21 protein-coding genes and 1 pseudogene are annotated in these 20,809 nt (G+C 51.5%); 12 read left to right on the top strand and 10 right to left on the bottom strand.

From position 1 onward, the window contains the following. Positions 1-12: 12 nt before the first annotated feature. Both ACOT1A_RS06970 and ACOT1A_RS06975 read right to left on the bottom strand, forming a co-directional pair. A complete protein-coding gene (locus ACOT1A_RS06970) occupies positions 13-186 on the bottom strand; it encodes a GnsA/GnsB family addiction module toxin (RefSeq protein WP_022648006.1) in 174 nt (57 codons plus the stop codon). 306 nt (positions 187-492) lie between these two features. Beyond that, complete coding sequence (locus ACOT1A_RS06975) at positions 493-771, bottom strand: DUF1471 domain-containing protein (protein ID WP_003857380.1); 279 nt, start codon at positions 769-771, stop codon at positions 493-495. A 249-nt stretch (positions 772-1,020) separates the two neighbouring features. Here ACOT1A_RS06975 and ACOT1A_RS06980 point away from each other — a divergent pair, with 249 nt between their 5' ends. Further along, a complete protein-coding gene (locus ACOT1A_RS06980; RefSeq protein ID WP_022648005.1) occupies positions 1,021-1,611 on the top strand; it encodes a DUF4142 domain-containing protein in 591 nt (196 codons plus the stop codon). Positions 1,612-1,686: 75 nt separating this feature from the next. Here ACOT1A_RS06980 and ACOT1A_RS06985 read toward each other — a convergent pair whose 3' ends face one another. Next, complete coding sequence (locus ACOT1A_RS06985; protein WP_232934457.1) at positions 1,687-3,783, bottom strand: pyrroloquinoline quinone-dependent dehydrogenase; 2,097 nt, start codon at positions 3,781-3,783, stop codon at positions 1,687-1,689. A 10-nt stretch (positions 3,784-3,793) separates the two neighbouring features. Beyond that, a complete protein-coding gene (locus ACOT1A_RS06990; RefSeq protein WP_023300020.1) occupies positions 3,794-4,159 on the bottom strand; it encodes a hypothetical protein in 366 nt (121 codons plus the stop codon). Positions 4,160-4,527: 368 nt separating this feature from the next. Here ACOT1A_RS06990 and ACOT1A_RS06995 point away from each other — a divergent pair, with 368 nt between their 5' ends. The 3 genes from ACOT1A_RS06995 (at position 4,528) to ACOT1A_RS07005 (ending at position 10,114) form a co-directional block, all read left to right on the top strand. Next, positions 4,528-5,385: an alpha/beta fold hydrolase gene (locus ACOT1A_RS06995; protein ID WP_023306125.1), complete on the top strand. Its 858-nt coding sequence runs from the start codon at positions 4,528-4,530 to the stop codon at positions 5,383-5,385. A gap of 121 nt (positions 5,386-5,506) precedes the next feature. Further along, entirely contained in the window at positions 5,507-6,472 is a 966-nt protein-coding gene (locus ACOT1A_RS07000; RefSeq protein WP_022648001.1) for a magnesium and cobalt transport protein CorA, read from the top strand. 333 nt (positions 6,473-6,805) lie between these two features. Continuing rightward, on the top strand, positions 6,806-10,114 hold the full coding sequence (locus ACOT1A_RS07005; protein WP_276170087.1) for an autotransporter outer membrane beta-barrel domain-containing protein: 3,309 nt from the start codon (positions 6,806-6,808) through the stop codon (positions 10,112-10,114). 74 nt (positions 10,115-10,188) lie between these two features. Here ACOT1A_RS07005 and ACOT1A_RS07010 read toward each other — a convergent pair whose 3' ends face one another. Continuing rightward, entirely contained in the window at positions 10,189-10,950 is a 762-nt protein-coding gene (locus ACOT1A_RS07010; protein WP_022647998.1) for an OBAP family protein, read from the bottom strand. 117 nt (positions 10,951-11,067) lie between these two features. Here ACOT1A_RS07010 and ACOT1A_RS07015 point away from each other — a divergent pair. Continuing rightward, positions 11,068-11,172: pseudogene (locus tag ACOT1A_RS07015) on the top strand (ASCH domain-containing protein); the annotation flags it as partial. 79 nt (positions 11,173-11,251) lie between these two features. Here ACOT1A_RS07015 and ACOT1A_RS07020 read toward each other — a convergent pair. Further along, positions 11,252-12,520, bottom strand: a complete 1,269-nt coding sequence (locus ACOT1A_RS07020; RefSeq protein ID WP_032671166.1) for a Y-family DNA polymerase — start codon at positions 12,518-12,520, stop codon at positions 11,252-11,254. Between the two features lies 1 nt (position 12,521). Next, on the bottom strand, positions 12,522-12,941 hold the full coding sequence (locus ACOT1A_RS07025) for a translesion error-prone DNA polymerase V autoproteolytic subunit (RefSeq protein WP_022647996.1): 420 nt from the start codon (positions 12,939-12,941) through the stop codon (positions 12,522-12,524). Positions 12,942-13,267: 326 nt separating this feature from the next. Between ACOT1A_RS07025 and ACOT1A_RS07030 the strand changes: the two genes are divergently transcribed. The 3 genes from ACOT1A_RS07030 to ACOT1A_RS07040 all read left to right on the top strand — a co-directional run bounded on the left by ACOT1A_RS07030 (position 13,268) and on the right by ACOT1A_RS07040 (position 15,046). Continuing rightward, the gene (locus ACOT1A_RS07030; protein WP_006808847.1) at positions 13,268-13,507 is read left to right on the top strand and encodes a DinI family protein; all 240 of its coding nucleotides are present in this window, start codon (positions 13,268-13,270) and stop codon (positions 13,505-13,507) included. Between the two features lie 263 nt (positions 13,508-13,770). Then, entirely contained in the window at positions 13,771-14,460 is a 690-nt protein-coding gene (locus tag ACOT1A_RS07035; protein ID WP_038415993.1) for an SOS response-associated peptidase, read from the top strand. A gap of 367 nt (positions 14,461-14,827) precedes the next feature. Next, positions 14,828-15,046 carry a cold shock domain-containing protein gene (locus tag ACOT1A_RS07040; protein WP_022647994.1) on the top strand — a complete coding sequence of 73 codons (219 nt, stop codon included), beginning with the start codon at positions 14,828-14,830 and terminating at the stop codon, positions 15,044-15,046. A 248-nt stretch (positions 15,047-15,294) separates the two neighbouring features. On the opposite strand, the gene ACOT1A_RS07045 is transcribed toward ACOT1A_RS07040, so the two are convergent. Beyond that, positions 15,295-15,459 carry a YnfU family zinc-binding protein gene (locus ACOT1A_RS07045; protein WP_213083702.1) on the bottom strand — a complete coding sequence of 55 codons (165 nt, stop codon included), beginning with the start codon at positions 15,457-15,459 and terminating at the stop codon, positions 15,295-15,297. 149 nt (positions 15,460-15,608) lie between these two features. On the opposite strand from ACOT1A_RS07045, the gene ACOT1A_RS07050 reads away from it, so the two are divergent. Together ACOT1A_RS07050 and ACOT1A_RS07055 are read left to right on the top strand one after the other, a co-directional pair. Continuing rightward, positions 15,609-15,836, top strand: coding sequence for a hypothetical protein (locus ACOT1A_RS07050; protein WP_071788017.1), 228 nt, complete (start codon positions 15,609-15,611; stop codon positions 15,834-15,836). Between the two features lie 207 nt (positions 15,837-16,043). Beyond that, the gene (locus ACOT1A_RS07055; protein WP_022647993.1) at positions 16,044-16,151 is read left to right on the top strand and encodes a YnaM/YnfT family protein; all 108 of its coding nucleotides are present in this window, start codon (positions 16,044-16,046) and stop codon (positions 16,149-16,151) included. A 296-nt stretch (positions 16,152-16,447) separates the two neighbouring features. On the opposite strand, the gene dcp is transcribed toward ACOT1A_RS07055, so the two are convergent. Next, positions 16,448-18,481, bottom strand: coding sequence for a peptidyl-dipeptidase Dcp (gene dcp, locus ACOT1A_RS07060; RefSeq protein ID WP_276170088.1), 2,034 nt, complete (start codon positions 18,479-18,481; stop codon positions 16,448-16,450). Positions 18,482-18,624: 143 nt separating this feature from the next. Between dcp and ydfG the strand changes: the two genes are divergently transcribed. Both ydfG and ACOT1A_RS07070 read left to right on the top strand, forming a co-directional pair. After that, entirely contained in the window at positions 18,625-19,371 is a 747-nt protein-coding gene (gene ydfG, locus ACOT1A_RS07065) for a bifunctional NADP-dependent 3-hydroxy acid dehydrogenase/3-hydroxypropionate dehydrogenase YdfG (protein WP_022647991.1), read from the top strand. Between the two features lie 90 nt (positions 19,372-19,461). Beyond that, positions 19,462-20,148, top strand: a complete 687-nt coding sequence (locus ACOT1A_RS07070; protein WP_003857403.1) for a GntR family transcriptional regulator — start codon at positions 19,462-19,464, stop codon at positions 20,146-20,148. Positions 20,149-20,183: 35 nt separating this feature from the next. Here ACOT1A_RS07070 and ACOT1A_RS07075 read toward each other — a convergent pair whose 3' ends face one another. Next, positions 20,184-20,615, bottom strand: a complete 432-nt coding sequence (locus tag ACOT1A_RS07075; RefSeq protein ID WP_023300013.1) for a universal stress protein — start codon at positions 20,613-20,615, stop codon at positions 20,184-20,186. Positions 20,616-20,809: the final 194 nt, after the last annotated feature.

Below are 20,809 nucleotides of genomic sequence, written 5' to 3' on the forward strand. Positions count from 1 at the left end.
AGGAAGAAACGCTTACAGGAGTTTGATTTTTACTTCATACCCCTCCAGGCCTGTCATGGCCTCACGAGCGATAAACTCAATTTCAGATACTTCCTGCCCTGTTTTTTTTCGTAATTCTGCAATTTTTTTGGCTATAAGCGCTGAAATTTCTTCCTCTGCCTTTTGCGTCATTGCGTCAACTTTCATATTTACCTCTTGCGGCCGTTTACTGTTTCCAGTATCTAACTGGTTTTAACCATAACCCTATGTAAAGCGTAGACTATCTGCGTTACGTATGCTGCCTTCACCTTGAGATGAGGGGCAGATGGGGCCATTGCATTTAAATATGCATTTAGATTGCATTATTTGAATAAGCTGTTATTGTGCCAACGCCTTAGAGCACATAAACATAAGAAAAGATTTGACTCAAACTCGCCCCGCACCAGGGGCATTTTTTTTGCTCCCTATAAGCAAAAACCCGCCATGAGCGGGTTTCTGCGTTATTCGGAAAGATTATTTGAAGACTTCTGCTACGGCCTGGAAGTTAGGGCCATGCTCTCGAGCAGCGATGATGACATAGTATTTCCCGCCCTTCTCATCTGCCAGTTTCGAGAGTTTTTGATGAAGATCTGAAGGTGAAGAAATTTGTCCACCTGAAGCCCCTACAGATACATTGCCCAGGTATTCAAGTTTGAAGTGGTGCGCTTCATCTTTGGAAATCATATCTGCCGCAGATGCGCCAAAGCTTGCAACTGTTAAAGCCAATACACTCCCTAATAGTGCTTTTTTCATATCATTCCTCCTGTTAATAAATCTATCTATTTAACATTAGCATCAAATATGGGAATGATCCGTGCCAATGTCGTAGAGAGACTGAGCGATAAGCGTCGCCTGTTGAGCATTATTACCTGCCCTCTCTGACGCAACCTGCGATTACAGCAGGTTCATCTACTATACTGACCTGTGCAGTTAGCATTTATCTGCCCGGTTGCGCGTAAGGTAACCGAAACTTACCTGTACCATGACCATCAGGAGAACAATATGCACACGAGTAAAACCCTGAAAAGGCTGCTAGCCGTATCAGCAGTTGCAGCAATGTTCAGCACCGTTGGCGTACAAGCCCAGACGACAAGCGCCGCGCAAACTAACGCTGCGGGCCAGGCTCAACCGGACGCCAGACTCAGCTCCGGCGACGAGAAAGCGTTAAAGGACATGGCGCAGGCCAATATCAACGAAGTCGCCGCCGCCAGGCTCGCCCTGGACAAGGCCCAGACCAGTGAAGTGAAAACATTCGCCCAGAAAATGGTCGACGACCACGGCGCCGCCCTGACCAAAGTGCAGGCCGTTGCCCAGAAAAAGGGCGTAGAGCTGCCGACCGAGCCAGACGCCGCCCATAAAGCCCTGAACTCAAGGCTTGAAAACCAGCGCGGTGACGCTTTTGACAAAATGTATATGGAATATGCTGGCGTGAAGGACCACGAGAAGGTGCTGTCGAAGCTTAAGAGCGACGCCAGTAAAATCGACGATCCGGATGTGAAGGCTCTGGCCAACGAGCACACGCCAGTCGTTGAGCAGCATCTGAAGTCTGCCGAGCAGATGTCAACGCGTGCTGGCGCATCAGCCGATAAATAAGTGCGTCGGTGAAACGACTACTGCAAAATAAAGTGGGGCCCGCAGGCCCCACGCTTATTTCACCTTCCTGATGAATTATTCCGGCAACGCGTAGACAACCACCTGATCGCCTACCTGATCCTTCAGGATCGTGTTCCCGCCAGCCACGAAGGCCACATACTGCCGACCCTTATATTCATACACGGACGGGTTCGCTACCGCTGGAGCTTCTGCCTGATCGGACCACAGCTCCTCACCGCTCTCTACCGAGTAGGCACGCACTTTGGCATCCATTGAAGCACCGATGAAGATCACGCCACCCGCCGTCACTGCCGGGCCACCAATGGTAGGCGAACCCCAGCTTTCCGGCATGAAGAAGCCATACTGCTGTGAGGCGCCAACCGGACGACGCCATTTCACATCGCCCGTGTGCATGTCTATCGCCACGATTTCACCAAACGGCGGTTGCCAGCACGGCATGCCCAGCCAGTTGCTCGCCACCAGCAGACGCATACCGTACGGGGCGCCTTCCTGTGGGGCAAAGCCGCTTTCGTTGCCGGAGTCTTTGTCCGCGTTATCGTAATCCTCACGGCTGTAGAGCTTCACGTACTGAACGATATGCGAGGTGTTGACGATGGCGATCTGTTTTTGCGGATCGAACGCCACCCCGCCCCACTGCACGCCGCCGGCGCTATCGGGATAGGTGAGCGTGCCTTCGCCTTTGGTGGTAGGCGGAGTATACATTCCCTCATAGGTCAGGTTATCCCACAGGCGAGAGCACTGGCCGCCACCGACGATATCCGCCAGCTTCCAGATTTCCGGCTTTTTCGACTGGTCGAGCAGCGGCGCAGGTTTGGTCGGGAACGGCTGTGTAGGCGAGAGAACTTCGCCCTGGACCGAACCATCACCCTGCGGAACCGGACGCTCTTCGATTGGCCATACGTCCTCCCCGGTCAGGCGGTTAACCACAAACAGGAAGCCCTGCTTGGTGGCCTGAACCAGCGCCGGGATCTGCTTGCCGTCTACGGTGATATCCATCAGCGTCGGGGCAGAGTTGATGTCGTAATCCCAGACGTCGTGGTGTACCCACTGACGGGACCAGACCACTTTACCGGTGTTGATGTCCAGCGCGGTGGTGGAGGTGCCAAGCGGAATTGCGTCGACGCGGTTGCCGCCCCAATAGTTGGGAGACGGCGATGAGACCGGGAGATAGACCAGCCCATTGGCCTCATCGGCGGACATGTGCGTCCAGACGTTGGCGGTACCGGTACGCTTGCGGATCTCTGCCGGTATCGCCTCAAAGGTCCATTCAAGCTTGCCGGTCTGGGCGTTGACAGAAAATACGGTACCCGGAGGCGCTTCGGCATAGGCCCAGTCTTTCCCGGCCCAACCCACCAGCAGATGGTTGCCAACGACGGTTGGCGGTTGCAGGACAGAGAGCGGATACTTGGCGTTAACGGTGTTCCACTGATTCAGATCCAGCACCCCGTTCTCCGCAAAGCCGCTGCACGGTTTGCCTGAATCGGCGTCCAGCGCAAAGAGCTTGCCGTCAACGGTGCCCATATAGACCATCTTCTGGCACGCCTCTCCCTTCACCGGATTTTTGGCCTGCCAGTAGGAAACGCCGCGGTTTTTCAGCACCGGCTGGGTCAGTGCCTTGCGCGACGATTTGGTGTCATAGTGCCACTTCTCTTTACCCGTGCCCGGATCCAGCGCAATCAGGCGATCAAAAGGGGTACCGATGTAGAGCGTGTCGTTAGCGAAAATGGGCGTTGCGGACCACACGGTCGCTGGCGTATCACCTTTACCATCCGAGACGTCGCCGGTATGGAACTCCCAGACTTTCGTTAATTTACTGACGTTATCCGCCGTGATCTGGGTAAGCGGGCTGTATTTCTGCGCGTTAAGCTGGCCGTGGAAGCTGTCCCAGGTTGGCGTGCCGGGCACCAGCGGCGTCGCTGGCTGGCTGGCCGAGGCGACTTTCTTTCCGTCACCGCTACCGGTTGAGGCATCGTCTGTGGTTTTTGTGGTTCCAGGCGCCTGCTGATCGGCCGCATCAATATTCAGTGATTCCTGGGTCCCCTGAGAGGCCTCAGCGGCTTTATCCTGCGCCTGCAGCGCGAACGGGGTGACCAGCAGCGCCAGCGCCGTCATGCTGACTTTTATGAAGGGATAATGCTTATCGTTATGCACGGGCGGCTCCTCAGGTTCTGACGGAATGGTTGTAACGGGCGGAATGGCTGCTCAGCATAATCAGACCAATCAGGCCGACCACCATGGCTGCCGTTATGATGTACTGGTGCAGCAGCGCGGCGGCAAAACCAATACCCGCCAACACCACCAGGGTGACAATAATCAGGAAAACACGCGCCCCGCGCCCCGATGCCGCACGTAACACAAAGATCAGTATCGCCAGCACCGCGCTGGCAATGGCCACGCCCAGTGCGCCAATGGTGCCTGTGACGCCGGTAAGCGGCGTCCACCAGGCGTATAGCGCCACCGCGAAGCCTATAACCGCGGCCAACAGCAGCAAAATAGTGCCGACGCGCGAAGATTGAGAATGCAACATACCAGGAATCCCCCTCTAAAAAATGCAAAATGGACCAACATTAAGGCGTTTTCGTGGATATATGTCCCTGCTGTTCGCGCGTGCAATGGCTATTAAAACAACGCGACGTGAAAAACGGCGGCATATTTCCCTAAACGTAACTGAGTATAGAAGAGGATTTTTTAAAGGGGCGTTTATCCGGCGAGTACCCTTCCTCACGTTGAGCCCATAAGGCAGTGTGTTTCGCTAAAAACGCTCGGGCGAGGTTTATTGTCTGCTTTGAGCGAGGGACAAACGCTGGGGTGTAAAAAAAAATCGCCAGATGGGGTAGTAAAGGCTAGATTTAATTCAGGCATAACTGGTATGACCACATAAATAAGGCTCTATGAATGCGTTCAGTCATAATACCCGTCAATGAAGGTGGATTTCTGGCAGCCACAATTTGGGAAAGAAGCGATGCCAAAGCGATAGTGCTCCTTCATCCGGCAACGGCGGTTGTACAGGGGTTTTATAAGGGATTCGCAGAATATCTTTTTAACAGAGGATTCAACGTCCTCACATACGATTATCGCGGCACCGGCCTCTCTAAATCCGGGCTGGTCCGTACTTACCGCGTTTCGATGTCTGACTGGATCGACCAGGACGTCGGATGTATAACCGCCTGGGCTAAAGCACATTTTCCAGAGCTTAGCCTGTTGGCGGTAGGACACAGTGTGGGCGGGCATGCCGTTCTGCTTTCAACAGCCACCCACGCCCTGCAAGCTGCGGTCATTGTAGCCTCACATGCCGGGGTGACGAGCACCATCAAACGCACCACAGAAAAGGTGCGTGTCTGGTGCGTATTACGTGTTCTGGCTCCGATTCTGTGCCGTATCTTCGGTTACATGCCTGCCAGGCGCCTGGGGCTGGGTGAAGATTTACCGGCGCCAGTCATGCTTCAATGGGGGCGCTGGAGCGCAATGCCTGGATATTTCTACGATGATCCACACTGGAATGCACGCCAGCGGGCTAGTGAGATCACCCTACCCGTGCTGGTAATGGGATTTGATGACGATCCCTGGGCTAACCGTGAAGCTATTGCGCGGCTGATGGAGCCAGTGCAACAAGCAAAAATAGAACGCTGCGAGATACGGCACGCAGAGTTTGGTCTTTCGTCCATTGGGCATATGGGATTTTTTCGTACACGATGTGCGGAGAAATTATGGCCCGTCGTCGGTCAATGGCTGGAGAGTCAGTGCCCGGATTGAACGACGCGTGAACATGACCTTTCTGAGTATTCAACATATTAAAACCTGCCGGCATAAAAATTTGGAAATTTAACGGAAATGGTTAAGCTTCTTAGACACATGCTTAAGGGATAGTCAGGAAATGATTGTTAACTGTATGGTCTACCGTTCAGGCCACCCCGCCGAAACCGTAGATATTGAGGATATCAGTGAAGTCATCCAGGATACCGATGCGTTTATCTGGCTGGGGCTTTGGCAGCCTGAACCTGCGTTTATGTACAAAGTCCAGGAGGAGTTCGGTCTGCACGATCTGGCCGTTGAGGATGCGCTTAATGCACATCAGCGGCCTAAAATAGAGCGTTATGGCAGCTCGGCATTTATCGTTGTAAAAACCGTCAGTGGACAGGACGACAATATTGAGTTTGGCGAAACGCATTTGTTTGTGGGCCGAAACTTCCTTATTACGGTGCGCCATGGTGCTTCAGTGAGCTATGCACCTATACGCGCCCGTGCTGCTGAGGCCCCGGACATGCTTTCGTACGGTCCGGCTTATCCTCTTTACTGTATTCTGGATTTTATTGTTGACAGTTATGCAGAGCTGACTGCGCGCCTCAACACCAAAATTGGTGATATAGAAGCGACACTTTTTCACAGTGAATTTGACCGTGAAGCTATTCAGGACGTGTATTCCCTCCGCCGTAATCTACTCGGGCTTCGCAACGCCGCTCAGCCAGTAGAAGAAATCTGTACAGAGCTTATCCGCATTCATGAAGAACTTATTCCAAAACCCCTCAGGGCGTATTTCAGAGATATTCAGGATCACGCAAGCCATGTAGTAACGGATGTAAATGACATGCGTGAGCTGCTAAGCAGCGCGATGCACGTTAACCTGGCACTGGTTTCAGTGCAGCAAAACGAAGTCGTGAAGAAACTGGCCGGTTGGGGGGCCATCCTCGTGATCCCGACGGTAGTCTTTAGCATGTATGGTATGAACTTCGAACATATGCCGGAACTGAAGACGCTCTTTGGCTATCCGGCTACGGTCGCTGTCACGCTGGGAGCCTGTGTATTACTGTGGCTTCGGCTCAAACGCTCTCGCTGGCTTTGATTGATAAGCGATCTGATAGTTTTTGGTGTCGTGAAGTACAGTAAAGCCTCACGCTTATGTCGATTATGCCACGACACCATACCCTATCCGTTATTTCCCCTGCATATGTCGGTACATTCCTGTTCACCGGGACCCGGTTTCTCAATCCGGGATCGCCCGCTCCACCGTTTATAAAATCCTGAAAAACGAGGCTATCACAGGGCAAGGTCACTCGTTATTCTAAATTATCAAACCACATCGATAATTATTATATTTGTTTATGATTCATTGAGCTCAGATGTGAATTTATATTGACGGACGTAAACATTATTTTTTCACACATGGATGGTTAATATGAAAAGGGTTTTTATGACGGCTGCATTAACGGGTTTATTTGTCAGTAATAATCCGTATGCAGAAGAAAGCTATCTGGTCTATAACCCACATAATATTGCGGTATTTGAAGTGCGTTTCTTTAATGTTGGCGACGGCCCCTTTATGCCGGACTGGCCGAATGCGTCTGAGTCAACCTGGGATCTTGGCCAGCAACAAAAAGAAAAAATACTCGATGCTATGCGTTACTGGGCTGAGGTTATTACCCCCAGCCCGGGGCAACTGCCTGCCATTATCAATGTGGGGACGTTTAACGACGAGAATGCCGCAAGTTCCAGCGATTCAGTTACCGACGGCATTATAAGTCTGACGCAGTTGCAAGGCGCATTGAACGGCATTGATACCGGAGAGCTGACCTTTGGTTCCCACGCCCAGTTCATCATGGGCAAACTGGATTTTGATAACGTTCCCTATGTGCCCGCGCAATTGCCGCGCACTGGAAAGGCCGATCTGGTCAGCGTCGCTGTTCATGAGCTGGCACATGGACTGGGAATATCCAATATGGTTACCGATCTGCAAGGAAGTGGCACATTCACGCCTGCTTTTGATACCGTGCCTTTTGGCTCCTGGACCAGCCATCTGCGCGATGACCGTGGCAATCCTGCCCGGCCAGGGCAAGTAATATTGTGTAATGGATGCAATAACAGATGGGATCCACAAGGCTTTGATGTACGGCTTGATAAAGGCTATTTCACCGGCAGGCATGTGGATGAAGTCCTTGCAGGCGCCATGCCTGGCGTGCCGGTGAAAATGTTAGCAGACGACGGCTCGGTCGATGATAACTACATGAGCCATATCGAGCTGAAAAACAGCATGATGAGCCATCAGAACTACCGCAATTACACCACGTTTATGGAAGCGGAACTGGCGTTGCTGCAGGATATGGGATATCAGATTGACCGGCGTAACTTTTTCGGTTTTTCGCTATATGGCAACGGGCAAACGCTCGTTAACCGCAATGGCTATTTTCAGCGTAATCAGCAGGCGGATGGCTATCTGGCTGGTCAATACAATACCGCTAATCTGGGAGTTGGCCTGCATGTGTATGGCAGTAATAACCATATCTTTCAACAAGCGGACCTGTTGACGTCAGGGGCTGGCGGCGCGGGCATCCGTATAGATGGGCAAAATAACACCCTGAGCATCGATCCCGATGTACGGATATACGCCGATGGCGTTAATGGCCGTGGGGTGATGTTTGCCTACGGTAAACAGCACAGCCTTATTCAACGTGGCGACGTTCAGGCACTGGGAGCCAGTGGCGTCGGTATCAGTTTTGATTTTGGCAATAACCTCCTGGGTAACGAGGTGGACTATCGCGGATCCTGGCTTCATATCGTGGACGGCTATTACGATGCGTTATTACCCGAGTTGCAGGGAGCGCTGGTAGACAATGCCGACATCAGCGGACGGGTTGCCGGTAAAGGCGCGGCGATTTATATATCACCGAACGCGCTGGTCGGTAATATAAATATATTAACGGGTGCCCGGCTGGAGGGTGATATTTATTCGGACTACGCCCAGCGGGATGACTATGGCCAACAGCGGTTAACGCTTCTTACCTTCGGTCGGAAGGCCAATGCGTACGGGCAAGCGACGGAAGCTGCCGATGCTGATTTCAGCTTTACGTACCGCGGAAACATTGAAGGTATCAATAATCTGGCACTGGACGCGCACGGAGGGAAAACCTCGCTTAACGGCGATTTCCAGATTTACAGCATGACTATCGCGCCAGGTGCCAGCCTGTCCGGCAACGCCAGCTATACGCTTAATGAGGAAGGCCGCTTTGTAAATAACGGGATCCTTGCGCCGGGTAATTCACTTGGGCAAATCAAAATATCCGGTGCTTATCAACAGGGGAATACCGGGCAGTTGTTGTTGGAAGTCGACGGGCGCGGCAGGCATGATACTCTGCAAGTGGACGGTCACGCACAATTTGACGGTCAACTGTCGTTTGCGCCGCAGCCGGACTGGTACGCAACAAACTGGCGTCTGAATACGCAAGATTTGCTAAAAACGGACGCTTCCGACGGCAATTTCAGTGCGGTGAACAGCGTGCTCCGTTCACCCACGCTAACGCTGCAAACAACGCCACAGGGAAAGAATGGCTGGCAGCTCTCAATGCTGCGCGCTTCAAACGCATACAGCCGGTATGCGCAGGACGCTAATGCGCGGCAGGTAGGGCAAGCACTGGATAAAATTGTGGCGGAAGCTAAGTCGGATATACAACCGCTGTACCGTACTCTGGATTTCTCAGCCACTGATGGCGGGAGTATCAGCAATGCCTTGCCGCAACTTTCTGCGGGCGCCTACAGCGCCATGTTCGCAAGTTCCCTGCAGCGTGAACAGCAGATAGCGCGGATCGTTGGCGGGCCAAATCCTGTGGTTATGCCGAAGCAACTGACGGAAGGCGAATGGCGCAGCTTTGCCATACCCTTTGGCGGCGGCTTCTGGCAACAGCGTCAGGGTGACAGTGTAGGGTACGACGCCAGCAGTTATGGCATTGTATTCGGTGCTGAAAAACAAAACGATGAGAATCACAACTGGATTTATGGCTTTCATGGTGCGGTCAGCGGTCAGTCGGTGACGGTGAAATCACCAGAAACCGCAACCGGGAAAACCACTGCTTTCGATCTGGGTGTTCATGCTCGTTACGGCGCTGAAAGGTCCGAAGGAATGTATTTATTCGGCACTGGCCGATTGGGTATTGAAGCCAGCTGGCTGGACAGAAACATTAATGTAGAAACTTACGGAGCAAGCCACCATGCCACCTGGACCGGATTGTCAGGTTCTGTTACGGCCGGCGGAGGCTATCGATGGGCGCTGAATAATAATGTGAACGCCGGACCGGTAACGTCATTGAATTACACCACATTACATCGTCCCGGCGTGAAGGAAAGCGGCAATGACGGCAGCCGACTGATGCTGGGTTCGCAGACCTTCGATTCTCTGAGATCAAGTATCGGGGTGAATGGTAACTGGAATGTACCCCTCGCTTCAGGGGCATCGTTCGCAGCTGAGCTGCAGCTCACCTGGGATCATGAACTGCTTGATGGCAACGTAGTGCAACAAGCCTCTTTCGCCAACTATCGAAGCACAGGGTTTAGTTCCAGGAATCAGGTGACTGGTCGTGACACTCTGGGTGTTAAGGCAGGTATGAGCTATAAAATCAACGCTGATGTCGAATTGGGCATCGGGGTTGAAAGCGAAATGTTTCGTTCTGGCTATGACTCGATTGCAGGTAATCTTTCAGCCACATGGCGTTTCTGATGCCTGAGGACGAGAAAATAATAGGACTGGCCCTGTCCCCGGCGTTGCCGGGGTATTCCTGAAGGCTTTTGATATCAAAAATGGCTTGTGTCGCCCTGGCCATGCTCACCTGAACCTCTAACCCGCTTAAGCTGGATCTCTTCACCACGTTGCCAGGCATCCGCTCCCTTAGCAACTGGGTGCGCCACAATATCCTTACGTTCTTCTTTGATGGCTTGCGTGCTCACGTCAAAGCGTCGATCTCTGTCCGCCAGAAGTTTAGGGTCTAACTGCCCTTCCCCGGTAAAGCCCATCATCAGTGCCGGAATGCCGAGCGGCAGCTTTTTATCGCGGTCGGTGTGCCAGGTATGCCAGGTCTTGCCGTAGGTATTCACAATTTTGCTCATCAATGCTTTGTCAGCCACTGCAGGTAAACCTGGAGCAATCAGGCTGCCGGATTTCACTTCATATTGATGGCTGTGCCACAATTTTTTTTCTTCCGGCGGCAGTGTGTTAAACAAACGCTCACTAATAATGTACTCAACGCCCATTAAACGGGCATCTTTGGTGTTACCGTCGTAGATCACCGCCTGCATCACGTCTTCATTCAACACGGTTACATAATGATGGGCTTCCATCTGGCCATTTTTATCCCCGCTATAAAAATGGAAACCGTCAAGGTAGGCACTCATTGCATCAATGGGCGGACGGGACTGGATAAGCTGAGCACCGGCTTCAAGCGTGCTCGTCCCGACGGAGGTTTTTACACCCGGAAGAGGCGTATTTGAAGGGGTATTGTTCGCGCCACAACCCACTAACGTCAGGCTCGACAATAATAAAAGCGATAATGGTTTCATTGACCCTCCCTGTAAAAGTCACTTTACTGAAAGTAGTACATTCGCGCAGACACGCCAGGAGAGTTTTTATTAAACCATCCGGCAAACTGGCGTACGTTCCGTTTAAGAACACCATTTAAATACTGGCAGAAAGAGCATCAGAGATTTTTCAGCCGCGAAGGCCATTTTTCTGAAGATATGGAGTTGATCGCAGAAGAGTTTGAAGTGGTTGAGATCCTGTAGGACAAAGTAAAGGGGCTGGCGTTTGATCAATTGCCATTTATATCAATGTCCGCTTCTGGCACAAAACAGCCATTAACATTCATCGAATTCTCAGTAAATCTGAATACCGGGTCGTATACCGCGGCGAAAGCATTTCACGCTTCATCTGCCATTGCTGCTGTATGCCCTGCCCGGCAAAATAAAGCGTACCCTTTCCATCTTTCGCGTTCAGACGATCCAGCACTTCCATCAGCTTTTCACTTCCGGCACGCGGCGCGCTATTGTCAAACAAATTGAGCTGGGCAACGCCCTGGCTGAAGAAGTCCCCGAGCATAATGCCGGCTTTCTGGTAGCGGTGGCCCTCCTTCCAGATTTTGTCGAGGCACTTTACCGCGGCGTTGATAATGTCGCGGGAGTCCTGAGTGGGTGTGAGAAGCGTCATTGAGGCACTGTTGCCGTAATAGGGTTCGTTCAGAGCGAACGGAGAGGTCTTTACGAACGCCGAGATAAAGCGGCAATACTGGTGCTCGCCACGTAACTTCTCAGCGCCACGGGCCGCATAGCTGCATATAGCCTGGCGCACCTGCTCGTATTCTGTCACGCGCTCACCGAATGACCGACTACAGACGATCTCCTGCTTTGTCGGTGCAAACTCTTCCAGATCGAGGCACGGCTCGCCGCGCAGCTCCCGGACCGTTCGCTCCAGCACTACATTGAAGTGCTTGCGGATAATCCACGTGCTCTGCTCTGAGAGATCCAGCGCCGTTTTGATACCCATCGCATTGAGCTTCTTGCTGATGCGCCTGCCCACGCCCCATACGTCCTCTACAGGCACGATAGCCAACAACCGGCGCTGGCGGTCGATATTGGATAAATCAACCACCCCACCCGTCTGCTGCTGCCATTTCTTCGCCGCGTGATTTGCCAGCTTCGCCAGCGTCTTCGTCTGGGCTATGCCAACGCCGACCCTCAGGTGAGTACGCTTCAAAACCGTTTCGCGGATCTCCTTGCCAAAATCAGTCAGGTCCCGGCAATTACGAACCCCGGTGAGATCACAAAAGGCCTCATCAATGGAATATATTTCGACGCGAGGGCTTATTTCTTCCAGCGTGGTCATTACCCGGCTGGACATGTCAGCGTAAAGTTCGTAGTTACTGCTGAAGCAAACCACGCCGGCGCGCCGGAACAGGTCTTTCTGCTTAAAGTATGGCGCCCCCATGGTAACGCCAGCGGCTTTGGCCTCTGCGCTGCGCGCTATCACGCAACCGTCGTTATTTGAGAGGACAACCACCGGTCGGCCTCTCAAATCTGGCCTGAATACCGTCTCGCATGATGCATAGAATGAATTCACATCACAGAGCGCAAACATATCAGCTGGCCGATTTAACAATAAAAGTGACCACACCAAAAACGTCCAGCGTGTCTTCACTGCCAACGATAATCGGTGAATAAGCGCTGTTCATCGGATTGAGTTGAACATTAGGCCGCAGTTGCAGGCGCTTAACGGTGAATTCCCCTTCCACCGCGGCGATGACGATATCGCCGTGCTCAGCCGTTCGGGAACTATCGACCACCAGTAAATCGCCGTCGCTTATTCCCCCTTCAATCATTGAATCACCCGCGGCTTTAACGAAATACGTCGAGCTGGGGTGGGCAACCAGAAGTTCATTAAGATCAATGCGCTGCTCCACATAATCGGCAGCCGGGCTTGGGAATCCGCACTGAACTAAATCGCTGAAAAGTGGAAGCGCGATAATCTCACGCAGTTCTGTAGGTCTGATAAATTCCATTACGCATACCTCTAATACTGTTTTTATATACAGTAGTTTTGTTTTGAAGCACGCGCAAGGCAGCTGAACCGTAGCGACTGTTTAAACCTTCACCGTTTCGTTTGTAAGTTTCTCTCTGGCTTCAAATTATGGTTTTTGTAAATTTTACGATTAAACGCTTCGACTGCTCGTTTTAAAGGCTAAATGAATAGATTGTCATCAACATAAACAAGGTGAAGGGCGGCATGGCATTTCTTTAGCCGGAATGCCGTTTGACTGTACCCATATACAGTAGTATTTTTACGTGCAGACAGAATCGCACAATTAATATTCATAGGGAAAAAATAATGTTTGTTGAACTGGTTTATGACAAGCGAAACGTACAGGGGCTGGAGGGAGCCAGGGAGATAATTCTGGCTGAACTGACAAAACGTGTGCACCGGATTTTTCCTGATGCCAGCGTGACGGTTAAGCCAATGCAGGCGAATGGCCTGAATAGCGATGCCAGCAAAAGCGACCGGGAAAAGCTGAACCGTATGCTTGAGGAAATGTTTGAAGAGTCGGACATGTGGCTGACGCAAGAGTAACAAGGTTAACAAATACCAGCCCACCGCGGAAAAACCGGGCGCAATGCCCGGTTCTGTTTTCAGCCAGTAATGCCTTTAATCACTCACCCGCGGTTATCCAGCATCGGTTCATTTCTCGGATCGTGCCCGCAAGATAAAAACGCCTCCCGGAATTTCTGCCCATTTTCTCGCGTTATCTTGCACAAAATACAGCTTTTGCATGTCGATCAAGTCATCTTATCCCTGCCCTATACTTTGAGTATGACATCCGACTGGAGGTTTCTATGTGTGGACGCTTTGCACAAGCCCAAACCCGTGAAGAATACCTGGCCTACCTTGCCGACGAAGGCGATCGCGACATCGCGTATGACCCGGCCCCCATTGGCCGGTACAACGTCGCGCCCGGTACCAAAGTCCTGCTGCTGAGCGAACGCGACGAACTACTGCACCTCGATCCGGTGTTCTGGGGCTACGCACCTGGATGGTGGGACAAAGCACCACTGATTAACGCACGTGTAGAAACCGCGGCCACCAGCAGAATGTTTAAACCTCTGTGGCAACATGGCCGGGCGATCTGTTTTGCCGATGGATGGTTCGAATGGAAGAAGTCAGGTGACAAGAAACAACCCTACTTCATCCACCGGGCCGACGGTCAGCCAATCTTTATGGCGGCGATCGGAAGCACACCGTTTGAGCGCGGCGATGAAGCCGAGGGATTTCTGATTGTGACGTCTGCGGCTGATAAAGGCCTCGTCGACATTCATGACCGCAGGCCACTGGTTTTGTCACCAGAAGCGGCACGCGAGTGGATGCGACAGCATGTTGGCGGGAAAGAAGCTGAAGAGATAGCTTCAGATGGTGCAGTGCCCGCCGATAAGTTCGTCTGGCATGCGGTAACGCGTACAGTAGGAAATGTAAAAAACCAGGGGAGGAATTTGATAGAGCAAATAGAAATCAAATCTGATCTTAGTTAGACCTGCACTTTTTAGATGGGATAATAGAACCCTTCCCTCTATTGAAGTCAAAACCTTTGACAGCTTCTGTCATTTTACGAGACAAATTATTTCCTTGCTGTAAATCAAATTCGACGACACAGGAAAAATTTGGATTGGCTAATCTAATCTGTATGGCCTCCCAGATGGCTAAAATAAGATTTGCTTAAAAGATCTACACGTGCCTTAATGATGCGGTTGGTTCGATGCAATGTGAATCTGACTTTTCCAAAGTAGTCCTCATAACCAGGTGCTATCTCTGATATCCCCTCCTCTTGAGTCCATACGTATGCCATCATGCGTTTCTTTTCATGAACTTGTAACTTTTAAGTGTTCAAGTGGAGTTTTTATGTCATCAAAAATGATAGGTCTTGTTAAGTGGTTTAACGATGATAAGGGCTTTGGCTTCATCTCCCCACTCGATGGAAGTAAAGATATCCTTGTTCACTCTTCTTCTCTACAGGGAGAGACATTCAAAACTCTTTTTGAAGGCCAAAAAGTTAAATTTGCTGTCATTGCCGGTACCAAAGGTCCGACAGCTGCAAATGTTACGCTTTGCGATAAATAACCCCCCTCAATGACCGCTTAAGCTTCTGTGAATTAAATAATCAGAAGCGTCATTTATCGTTTGCGAATATCATTACAACAGGCCAGCATATTTACAGCACCGTCAAATTTGCTGACCGATGTGATGAAATGCAGGACTGCTGCATGAATAGTCTCAAAGCAGAAACTAACTGCTTATAAAATATTAAAGTGCGTAAGAGGTTAGGCAGCCTCCAAAAGCATCACTTCTTAGTTATTATATGAGATTTTTTAGTAATGTTGAGGGGATTTGAACAACGCGTTGCAGTAAGGGCAAACCAGTTGAGCTCCCTTTTGTACACGATTGTAACTATGCTCCGAGTCTCTTGTGCAGTTTGGACAAGGGCATTTGACTAAATAATTTCGGCGGAATTGCGTGTTTTTACGTGCAGACATAAGCTTCTCCAGTACAAATGGACTGCTACAGTACACGTTAAGGCAGAATATTGCTTGTTTTAATTTCGAAAGAGGTAACTAAACGTCAATAAATCAACCCCTTTCGAACAACCCCGGGCCATAAAACCCCCTGAAATACATGGTGATACATGAAAAAAGTAATTATTTTCTTTAATGGTAAACCAGGTAAAGTAATCACCGTACTTAAGGGCGTGACATCAATACGCGAACAATACCCTAATGGAGAAGGGATAAACCTTCCGATAATGTCAGCCGGTTTTCCCTCTTTAACAGGTGACCATGAAGTTGTCTATGTTGCATCAGATCGAGAGCTTACATCTCAGGAAATATTAGATGCAGCCAGGAAGTATCTATAAGCTTCAATATGTTCTACCAACACTGCGGATAACCTTCAGTAACAAGCATTATTAAAACAATTAGGAATTATCAGTATTGCCTACCTGGCGTAGGCTTTTTTTCATTTAGCAGACAATACATTCCTGTCTAATGTCATATATTTTTTAGGACTCGGAACATTTTTTGATTCAAACAGTCTAAAAGATATACTCACAAAGGGGGCCTTTATGACAACGCTTATCATCTCTACTATCGTGGCAATGGTACTGGCATTGATGATTTTAAGTCTGATCAAGATCGGGATCAGCGTATCGAACAATCCTGATGAACTGTAATGTATTCAAGTTTCCATAACCTCTTTATTTACTGGGCAGCCTATTCACCTTTCCTCGCAGGCAGCGCCACTCCAGCCCCGGGTACGTTCCACAATTAATTCCCTCTCCATTGGCGCAGCAGGAAGCTGCCCAGTCGTTCGCCCTGATATATAGGGTCAGCCATAAGAAAGTTATCCTGCAAATTTCGCAGAATTTAAGGATTCACTTTGGGGAGGAATTTGGAGGAGTTTCGGGGAAGAAAAAATCGAACAAAAACCGGGCATCGCGCCCGGTTCTGTTTCCACACTAAAAAGCCCTTAAACACTCAATCCACGATTCTCCAGCATCGGTTCGATCCTCGGATCGTGCCCGCGCCAGTTCCGGTAAAGTTCAGCTAAATCAGTGCTGTTGCCGCGCGACAAAATCGCCTCGCGGAATGTCTGTCCGTTTTCGCGCGTTAAACCACCCTGCTCGACAAACCACTGATAGCCATCGTCCGCCAGCATCTGCGTCCAGAGATAGGCGTAATAGCCCGCCGCGTAGCCGCCGCCGAAGATATGGGCAAAATAGCTGCTGCGATAGCGCGGCGGTACGGCTGGAAGATCCAGCCCTTCTTTTTTCAACGCGGCGGCTTCAAAGGTTTCCACGTCTTCAACGGGCTCCTGAATGCCGTGCCAGTTCATATCCAGCAGCGCGGCGCTCAGCAGTTCCGTCATGTCATAACCCTTATTAAACTGGGTCGCATTGAGCATTTTTTCCCGCAGCGCATCCGGCATCGGCTCGCCGGTTTGATAATGGCGGGCAAAGTGCGCAAACACCTGCGGATGGCTGGCCCAGTGTTCATTGATCTGCGACGGGAATTCAACGAAATCACGTGGCGTGTTGGTGCCTGAAAGCGTGGCATAGCGCTGGCTGGCAAACAGGCCATGTAGCGTATGGCCAAACTCGTGGAACAGGGTAATCACATCATCCCAGGAGATCAGCGCGGTCTGCCCGTTCGCTGGTTTTTGATAGTTGCAGACGTTATAAATCACCGGACGCGCGGCAAACTCGTAAGACTGCTCAACAAAATTCCCCATCCACGCCCCGCCCGCTTTGGAATCACGCGCGAAAAAGTCGCCGTAGAACAGCGCCATGCCTTCACCCGTGTGGTCGAAAATCTCCCACACGCGAACGTCCGGGTGATAAACCGGAATATCGAAACGCTCGACAAAGCGGATACCGAACAACTGCGTGGCGGTCCAGAATACGCCATCTTCCAGCACGGTATTGAGCGCGAAATAGGGTTTGATCTGCGACTCATCCAGCGCGTATTTCGCTGAACGCACGCGTTCGGCATAAAACGCCCAGTCCCAGGCCTGCACCGTAAAACCGCCCTGCTCGTCGTCAATGACCTTCTGAATATCCGCCTGCTCCAGCGCGGCCCTGCTGCGCGCCGCAGGAACTATCCCGCGCATGAATTCGAGCGCGGCATCCGGCGTTTTCGCCATTTGATCGGCAATGCTCCAGCTGGCATAGTTGTCAAAGCCGAGCAGCTGCGCCTGTCTTGCCCGCAACGCGGTAAGCCGAAGGATCAGGTCGCGCGTATCGTTTTCGTCGCCTTTTTGAGTGCGTTCCCAGCCCGCGCTAAACAACTTTTTACGGGTCTCGCGCAGAGACAGCGCCGCCAGCGCGGGCTGTTGCGTGGTATTCAGAAGCGGGATCAGCCAGCGATCCGTCAGCCCTTTTTCTGCGGCAGCATGAGCTGCGGCAGCCATCTCCTCCGCACTGAGTCCGTCAAGCTGGTGAACATCATCCACCACCAGCCCTCCCGCCTTATTCGCCGCCAGCAGGCGCTGGTTGAACTGGCTGGTCAGGGTGGCGGCTTCGGTATTCAGAGATTTCAGCTCGGCTTTTTCATCGGCGTTCAGACGCGCGCCCGCAAGAACAAAGTGCTGATACGTCACCTCCGTCAGTCGGCGGGATTCGGCATCCAGCGTGTCGCGATCCTGCCAGACGGCTTCCACGCGGGCGAAAAGCGTATCGTTTAGCCAGATATCGTTCGCCAGCCCGGCCAGTTCGGTGGAGAACTGCTCGTCCAGTGCCTGAAGATAATCGTTGGTGTGTGCGGACGTCATGGCGAAGAACACGCTGCTGACGCGCGACAGCATGGCCCCGCTCTTTTCCAGCGCCAGCACGGTGTTGTTGAAGTCCGGCACGGCGCTCTGCGCGATAATCGCGTCAATATCTGCACGCTTGAGGCGCATTGCTTCATCAAACGCCGGGCGATAGTGGCTGTCTTCTATCACATCAAAACGCGGAGCCTGATAAGGCAGCAGGCTAACGTCAAAGAAAGGGTTGTTGACCGACATCGTTTACTCCTGAGCACGGTATTTCTCACCAGAGTAGGCCAGCCTGCTCCGGCCTGCAATGGCGTCATACAAATGTTGCCTTAACGATGTGCCCGAGTGCGTGCTATGGTAGTACAACACAAAAAGCGTTGAGGAACAGTGAGATGATTATATTAGTTACCGGGGCGACAGCAGGTTTTGGTGAAAGCATCACGCGTCGCTTCGTCGCCAACGGACATAAGGTGATTGCAACGGGTCGTCGTCAGGAGCGTCTCCAGGAGTTGAAAGACGAGCTGGGCGACAGCATCCTGACCGCACAGCTGGACGTGCGCAACCGCGCCGCCATTGAAGAGATGATTGCCAACCTGCCTGCCGAATGGCGTGAAATCGACGTGCTGGTCAATAACGCTGGCCTGGCGCTGGGCATGGAGCCTGCCCACAAAGCCAGCGTGGAAGACTGGGAGAACATGATCGACACCAACAACAAAGGCCTGGTGTACATGACCCGCGCCGTGCTGCCGGGCATGGTTGAACGTAACCGTGGTCATATCATTAATATCGGTTCCACCGCAGGCAGCTGGCCTTACGCGGGCGGCAACGTCTATGGCGCAACCAAGGCCTTTGTACGCCAGTTTAGCCTGAACCTGCGCACCGACCTGCACGGTACCGCGATCCGCGTGACCGATGTTGAGCCGGGTCTGGTCGGTGGAACGGAATTCTCCAACGTGCGCTTCAAGGGTGACGACGCGAAAGCGGATAAAACCTATGAAAATGCGAATGCGCTGACGCCGGAAGATATCACCGAAACCGTCTGGTGGGTCGCGACGCTGCCGAAGCATGTCAACATCAACACGGTTGAGATGATGCCCGTCAGCCAGACCTATGCCGGACTCAGCGTGCATCGCGGGTAATTCACCCTTCCCGGCCTGCGGGCCGGGTATGTGATGACGGGTAAAAGAATGGTAGTATGTTCAGGTTAACTCTCTGAGAAATCACAACCCATGGCCGCTGAATCGCAACTTAATCCTACCCAGCCTGTAAATCAGCAAATTTATCGCATCTTACGCCGTGATATCGTTCGCTGCCTGATCCCACCGGGAACGCCACTCTCAGAAAAAGAGGTTTCGGTACGTTTTGACGTTTCCCGTCAGCCCGTGCGCGAGGCGTTTATTAAGCTCGCAGAAAACGGCCTTATCCAGATCCGCCCTCAGCGCGGCAGCTATGTAAATAAAATTTCGCTTTCGCAGGTACGGAATGGCTGTTTTGTTCGCCAGGCCATTGAGTGCGCCGTTGTGCGTCGCGCCGCGTCGCTCATCAACGATAACCAGTGCTACCTGCTGGAGCAAAACCTGCATCAGCAACGCATTGCCATCGACCGCAAACAGCTAAACGACTTTTTCCAGCTGGACGACGAATTTCACCAGAAACTGGCGCAGATCGCCGAGTGCCAGCTCGCGTGGGATACCGTCGAAAACATCAAAGCTACCATCGACCGCGTGCGCTACATGAGCCTCGACCATGTTTCTCCGCCAGAGATGTTGCTGCGCCAGCATCACGATATTTTCAGCGCACTGGAAAAACGCGACGTGGAAGCCGTAGATAAAGCGATGACGCTTCACCTTCAGGAAATTAGCGAGTCAGTTCAGTTAATTCGTCAGGAAAACCGCGAGTGGTTCAGCGAAGAATAAAACCTCGCCGCCCCCTTTCGGTTGCGGCGAAGTGATTAGCGGACCACTAATACCGGAATAGTGGCGTAGCGCAGGATAGTTTCAGCATTCGAGCCCAGCAGATGAGTTGTCATGCTCGGGTTTCTTGATCCAATAACAATAACGTCATATTTCCCCTCTTTGCTGAGCTGGATGATTTCATCGCGTACGTTGCCGAAACGTACTTCACAATCAATATTTTCCGGGGACATATCAAAGAGCCGTTTCAGTGCCTTCATCTTCTTATCCGACTCGGCGGTCATATACTCTTCGAACTTCTTAATATCGGCATTGAACCCCCGCAGTAACGAACGGCTGCTGTTAGGGAGAATGTTGACCAGGGTGATCGTCGCGCCTTCCGATTTCGCGAGGTTGACCGCGTGGCGTACCGCTTTATCGCTTAGATCCATTTCAAACACGTCAACAGGCATCAAAATTTTCTTATACATAAGCCTGACTCCTTTTCCGATGAAGGGTTATTTTCTGCCTCCAGAATGGCATTGTGGATATAAACAAAGCCTAAACACTTGCGTCTGGAAACTATCAATTAAGGAAAATAACTGTCCGCTTTGTAAAGCGGTGTCCTGAACCGTCAACGCCATCAGGAAATAAGAAAAAAGTGTGAGCTTGATCAAAAGCAAAT

Source organism: Enterobacter cloacae complex sp. SYL003 (assembly GCF_049236925.1).
Classification (GTDB): Bacteria; Pseudomonadota; Gammaproteobacteria; order Enterobacterales; family Enterobacteriaceae; genus Enterobacter; species Enterobacter intestinihominis.

Bases quoted from the DNA above. Each gene is read 5' to 3' on its own strand.
- ydfG (WP_022647991.1), top strand. From the start codon at position 18,625: ATGATTATATTAGTTACCGGGGCGACAGCAGGTTTTGGTGAAAGCATC.
- ACOT1A_RS07070 (WP_003857403.1), top strand. From the start codon at position 19,462: ATGGCCGCTGAATCGCAACTTAATCCTACCCAGCCTGTAAATCAGCAA.
- ACOT1A_RS07005 (WP_276170087.1), top strand. From the start codon at position 6,806: ATGAAAAGGGTTTTTATGACGGCTGCATTAACGGGTTTATTTGTCAGT.
- ACOT1A_RS07000 (WP_022648001.1), top strand. From the start codon at position 5,507: ATGATTGTTAACTGTATGGTCTACCGTTCAGGCCACCCCGCCGAAACC.
- ACOT1A_RS07055 (WP_022647993.1), top strand. From the start codon at position 16,044: ATGACAACGCTTATCATCTCTACTATCGTGGCAATGGTACTGGCATTG.
- ACOT1A_RS07035 (WP_038415993.1), top strand. From the start codon at position 13,771: ATGTGTGGACGCTTTGCACAAGCCCAAACCCGTGAAGAATACCTGGCC.
- ACOT1A_RS07040 (WP_022647994.1), top strand. From the start codon at position 14,828: ATGTCATCAAAAATGATAGGTCTTGTTAAGTGGTTTAACGATGATAAG.
- ACOT1A_RS07030 (WP_006808847.1), top strand. From the start codon at position 13,268: ATGTTTGTTGAACTGGTTTATGACAAGCGAAACGTACAGGGGCTGGAG.
- ACOT1A_RS06995 (WP_023306125.1), top strand. From the start codon at position 4,528: ATGCGTTCAGTCATAATACCCGTCAATGAAGGTGGATTTCTGGCAGCC.
- ACOT1A_RS07020 (WP_032671166.1), bottom strand. From the start codon at position 12,520: ATGTTTGCGCTCTGTGATGTGAATTCATTCTATGCATCATGCGAGACG.
- ACOT1A_RS06970 (WP_022648006.1), bottom strand. From the start codon at position 186: ATGAAAGTTGACGCAATGACGCAAAAGGCAGAGGAAGAAATTTCAGCG.
- ACOT1A_RS07045 (WP_213083702.1), bottom strand. From the start codon at position 15,459: ATGTCTGCACGTAAAAACACGCAATTCCGCCGAAATTATTTAGTCAAA.
- ACOT1A_RS07050 (WP_071788017.1), top strand. From the start codon at position 15,609: ATGAAAAAAGTAATTATTTTCTTTAATGGTAAACCAGGTAAAGTAATC.
- ACOT1A_RS06990 (WP_023300020.1), bottom strand. From the start codon at position 4,159: ATGTTGCATTCTCAATCTTCGCGCGTCGGCACTATTTTGCTGCTGTTG.
- ACOT1A_RS07010 (WP_022647998.1), bottom strand. From the start codon at position 10,950: ATGAAACCATTATCGCTTTTATTATTGTCGAGCCTGACGTTAGTGGGT.
- ACOT1A_RS07025 (WP_022647996.1), bottom strand. From the start codon at position 12,941: ATGGAATTTATCAGACCTACAGAACTGCGTGAGATTATCGCGCTTCCA.
- ACOT1A_RS06980 (WP_022648005.1), top strand. From the start codon at position 1,021: ATGCACACGAGTAAAACCCTGAAAAGGCTGCTAGCCGTATCAGCAGTT.
- ACOT1A_RS07075 (WP_023300013.1), bottom strand. From the start codon at position 20,615: ATGTATAAGAAAATTTTGATGCCTGTTGACGTGTTTGAAATGGATCTA.
- dcp (WP_276170088.1), bottom strand. From the start codon at position 18,481: ATGTCGGTCAACAACCCTTTCTTTGACGTTAGCCTGCTGCCTTATCAG.
- ACOT1A_RS06975 (WP_003857380.1), bottom strand. From the start codon at position 771: ATGAAAAAAGCACTATTAGGGAGTGTATTGGCTTTAACAGTTGCAAGC.